Here is a 3,975-nt window from a genome sequence, read left to right as displayed (position 1 = left end):
GCCGCCCGCCCGCCCCCCCTGGCGCCCCGCCCCCCCGCGCGCCGGGCCGCCCCGGGGCGCCGGGCAGGCCGCCGAGGCGGCCCTGGTCGGTCGCCATGCCATGCGTGGTGTAGCGCTTGGCATGCTCGGCATGCGCGTAGCCCTCGCGCACCGCCAGGCGCAGGTCGTCGGCGGTGACGTCGTGCTGGAGGTCCACGAAGGCTTTTTGCCGCGCGCGGATTTCCGCGATCGGCGCGGGTGGCGTGACCGCGGCCGGCGTGCAAGGCAGCGGCACATCGGCGGCAACGAGGCCAAGCCCGTCCAGCGCCTCCCGCGCCGCGCGCGCGCCATCGGCCGCGGCTTCCGCGATGCCGAAGACGCCGCGCGCCGCGCCGGCCGCCGCGGTGCCCTCCTGCGTCCCGGTGGGGACGAAGCCGTGGATCGCGGCGTCCCATGCCAGCGCCAGCCCGGCCTGGTGCGCCAGCGCGACCTCGGGCGTCCAGCCGCCGGCAACCAGCAGCGCCTCGGCCTGGATGAACTCCGACGTCGCCGCGCCGACGCGCCGCGCGTGCAGCCCATGGATGCCGCGCGCGCCTTGCGTGCCGCAGGCTTCCCAGGCGCTCGCCACCTGCAGCCCGGCCGCACGCGACGCCGCCGCGCCTGCGCTGTCCTCGCGCGGGTCGAGGATGGTGGCGACCTCGATCCCGGCCTCGGCCAGGGCCAGCGCGGCGCGGTGCCCGGAATCGTCCAGCGTGAACACCGCGACGCGCCGCCCGACGCCGACGCCGAATCGCCGCGCATAGGCCAGCGCCGCGCCCGCCAGCATCACGCCGGGCCGGTCGTTGCCGGGGAAGGCTATCAGGCGCTCGGTCGCGCCGGTCGCGAGGATCGCGCGCCGCGCGCGGATCACGTGCAGCCGCTGGCGTGGCGCGTCGCCGGGTTCCGCGACATGGTCGGCCACGCGCTCGATCGCCGCGAAGACGCCCTGGCCATAGGCGCCGACCACGGCCATCCGCGTCCGCAGCACGCCCGCCGGCAGCGTGGCGATCGCGGCCTGCGCCCAGCCCGCGTCGTCGCGATCGAGCAGCGCGCCGCCACCGGCCCGGAAATCCTGCTCCGCCAGGATCACGCGCGCGCCGGCCGCTGCGGCCATGCGCGCGGCGGCCAGTCCCGCCGGCCCGGCGCCGACGACGAGCAGGTCGCAATGCGCGTGCAGGTGCTCGTAGCGATCAGGATCCGGCGCCTCGGCCAGACGCCCGAGCCCCGCGGCGCGGCGGATCAGCGGCTCATAGACCTTCTCCCACCACGACGGCGGCCATTTGAAGGTCTTGTAGTAGAAGCCCGCCGGCAGCAGCGGCGAGAGCAGCCCGTTCACCGCACCGACATCGAAGCGCAGCGACGGCCAGCGATTCTGGCTGGCGGCGACCAGGCCGTCGAACAGCTCGACCGTCGTCGCCGGTGTGTTGGGCTCTCGCCGCGCGCCATCGCGCAGCTCGACCAGCGCGCAGGGCTCCTCCGGCCCCGCCGTCACGACGCCGCGCGGCCGGTGATACTTGAAGGACCGCCCGACGACGCGCTCGCCATGCGCGATCAGCGCCGAGGCCAGCGTGTCGCCCGCGAAACCCGTCATCGCGCGCCCGTCGAAGCGGAAGCCGAGCGGCCGGTCGCGATCCACCAGCCCGCCGGAGGCCAGCCGGAAGCCCGTCACGGCGGCGTCTCCTGCGCCGTGCCGACCCAGGCGATCTCATGCGTCAGCGTGTGGCGCCGGACCTTCAGCACGCGGCGGCAGCCCTGGACGTGGTGCCACCATTCGAGGTGCCAGCCCCGCTTGTTGTCGCGGTCGAAGACATGGGCGGCGAAGGCCTCGATGCCCGCATCCGCCGCCGGCCGCGCCAGCGTCGCGTCGCCGCGATAGCGGAACTCCGCCTCGTCGCGCACGCCGCAATGGGGGCAGGCGATCCGGTGCATCCGTCAATGCGCCCAGGGGTAGGGACCGACGCCGCGCTCGTCGATCGTGCGGCCTTCGCGAAAGCGGCCCAGCCCGAAATGCGCGGCGAGCGGATGCGGTGTGCCGGTCGCGACGAGATGCGCGGTGCACAGCCCGCCCGCCGGCACCGCCTTGAAGCCGCCATAGCACCAGCCGCCGTTCAGGTAGAGATTCCCGACCGGCGTCGCGGAGATGATGGGGTTGCCGTCCATCGACATGTCCATCACGCCGCCCCATTGCCGCAGCACGCGCAGACGCTTCAGCGCCGGCATCAGCGTCGCGCCCGCGCTCAGCACCTCCTCCACCACCGGCAGGTTGCCGCGCTGCGCGTAGCTGTTGTGCCCGTCGGTCGGGCCGCCGAAGACGAGGCCCCCCTTGTCGGACTGGCTGACGTAGAAATGCCCCGCGCCATAGGTCACGACGACATCGAGGCAGGGCTTCACCGCCTCCGCCACGAAAGCCTGCAGGACATGCGTCTCCATCGGCAGGCGGAAACCCGCCATCGCCGCGAGGTGCGAGGAATGGCCGGCGACGCAGAGCACCACCTTCTCCGCCGCGACGGCGCCGCGCGTCGTCTCCACGCCGGTGACGCGGCCCGCCTCCACGCGGATGCCCGTGACCTCGCAATGCTCGACGATGTCGACGCCCCGCGCGCTGGCGGACCGCGCATAGGCCCAGGGCACCGCATCGTGCCGCACCGTGCCGCCGCGGCGCTGCAGGAAACCGCCCAGCACGGGGAAGCGCGCGTCGTCGAGTTCGATCAGGGGCGCCAGGCGCTTCACCGCCGCGCGGTCCAGCAGCTCGCAATCCGCGCCCTCGATCAGCATCTGGTTGGCGCGGCGGGCGAAGAGGTCGCGCTGGCCGTCGGAATGGAAAAGGTTCAGCGTGCCGCGCTGGCTGACCATGGCGTTGAAGCCGTGGGTCTGCTCGAACCGCTCCCACATCTGCAGCGAGCGTTCGTAGAAGCGGACATTCTCTGCGGCGAAATAGTTCGATCGCACGATCGTCGTATTGCGCCCGACATTGCCGAGCCCGATCGGCCCCTTCTCGATCACCGCAACGTCGGAGATCCCGTGCTCCGCGGCCAGGTGCCAGGCCGTCGAAAGCCCATGCCCGCCGCCGCCCACGATCAAGACACGGTAGCGCGGCTTCGGCTGAACTGGGCTGCGCCAGACAGGCTGCCAACCGGTATGGCCGCGTAGCGTCTCTCTCACCAGATCGAGGAATGAATAGCGGCGGGACGCAGCGGCCGACATGCCGGGCGAGGGCTCCTCACACGTCCGAGAGTGCGGCGACACGCTGGGACGGGACGGGACGTTTGTCCAGGGCAGGGTGCCACGATCGGCGCCAGATGGGCTGCGAGCGTTCCGCGCATGATGGCGGACACGATTGCCTGGCCTTGGTCCTGCCGGCGCTGACTGGGGGCGGCGCGCCGCTTGGCAGCCGAGACAGGACGAGCACCGAGGCTGTTCCGGGACCATGGCGCGCTTCAGACGGGTACCGCGACGGACAGGTATCGTCGGTTGCCGGTCTCCGCATGTTCGGAAACAGTCCACGGAAGCCCGGTGGCATCACCGCGTCCCCGACCCGTCAGACCCGGTGCCGGAGAGCGGCGACATCGGCGACCTGGCCGGCGCGGCGCATCCCATCGTGCGCACGCATGCAGTGACGGGGCCGAGGTCAGGTCATCGCTGGCGTCGGTGCAATTGGTGGACGCTCTCTGGGCGCATGCGCTCGGCGGCGACTTCACCGGGACGCATCACCGGCGGCTGGGCGACCGGGTGATCCGGGACAACCGCTGCACCCGGACCAGACCTGGGCATCGCCAGAGCCAGGTCCGGCGACGATGCGTGAGGGCGCGTAGAGGCCGGCAACTCGTCCGCGATCACGAGCAGGATGTGCGCCCTGCGCGTGCCGCCCTCCTTCGCGTCAGGGGAGGAGGATGATCTTGGCGGCGGCGACCGTGCCGGCGTCGATGTCGGCGACGGCGCGCGCGCCTTCGGCCAGCG

3 protein-coding genes are annotated in these 3,975 nt (G+C 73.0%); all 3 read right to left on the bottom strand.

Annotation, left to right across the window (positions count from 1 at the left end):
- The coding region (locus AC1MIR_RS27595; RefSeq protein ID WP_480031371.1) for a 2Fe-2S iron-sulfur cluster-binding protein at positions 1 to 1,687 on the bottom strand (1,687 nt) is incomplete at its 3' end.
- A complete protein-coding gene (locus AC1MIR_RS27590; RefSeq protein WP_480031370.1) occupies positions 1,684 to 1,947 on the bottom strand; it encodes a sarcosine oxidase subunit delta in 264 nt (87 codons plus the stop codon). The genes AC1MIR_RS27590 and AC1MIR_RS27595, both read right to left, overlap by 4 nt.
- Positions 1,948 to 1,950: 3 nt before the next feature.
- Positions 1,951 to 3,222, bottom strand: coding sequence for a sarcosine oxidase subunit beta family protein (locus tag AC1MIR_RS27585; RefSeq protein ID WP_480031369.1), 1,272 nt, complete (start codon positions 3,220 to 3,222; stop codon positions 1,951 to 1,953).
- Between the last annotated feature and the right edge of the window lie 753 nt (positions 3,223 to 3,975).

Source organism: Falsiroseomonas sp. RANM36, from assembly GCF_056682175.1.
The sequence above is the reverse complement of the archived record's forward strand: the minus strand, read 5'-3'. Positions and strand labels throughout refer to the sequence as shown.

Excerpts from the sequence above, each read along its gene's own strand:
- AC1MIR_RS27590 (WP_480031370.1), bottom strand. The coding sequence starts at position 1,947 with ATGCACCGGATCGCCTGCCCCCATTGCGGCGTGCGCGACGAGGCGGAG.
- AC1MIR_RS27585 (WP_480031369.1), bottom strand. The coding sequence starts at position 3,222 with ATGTCGGCCGCTGCGTCCCGCCGCTATTCATTCCTCGATCTGGTGAGA.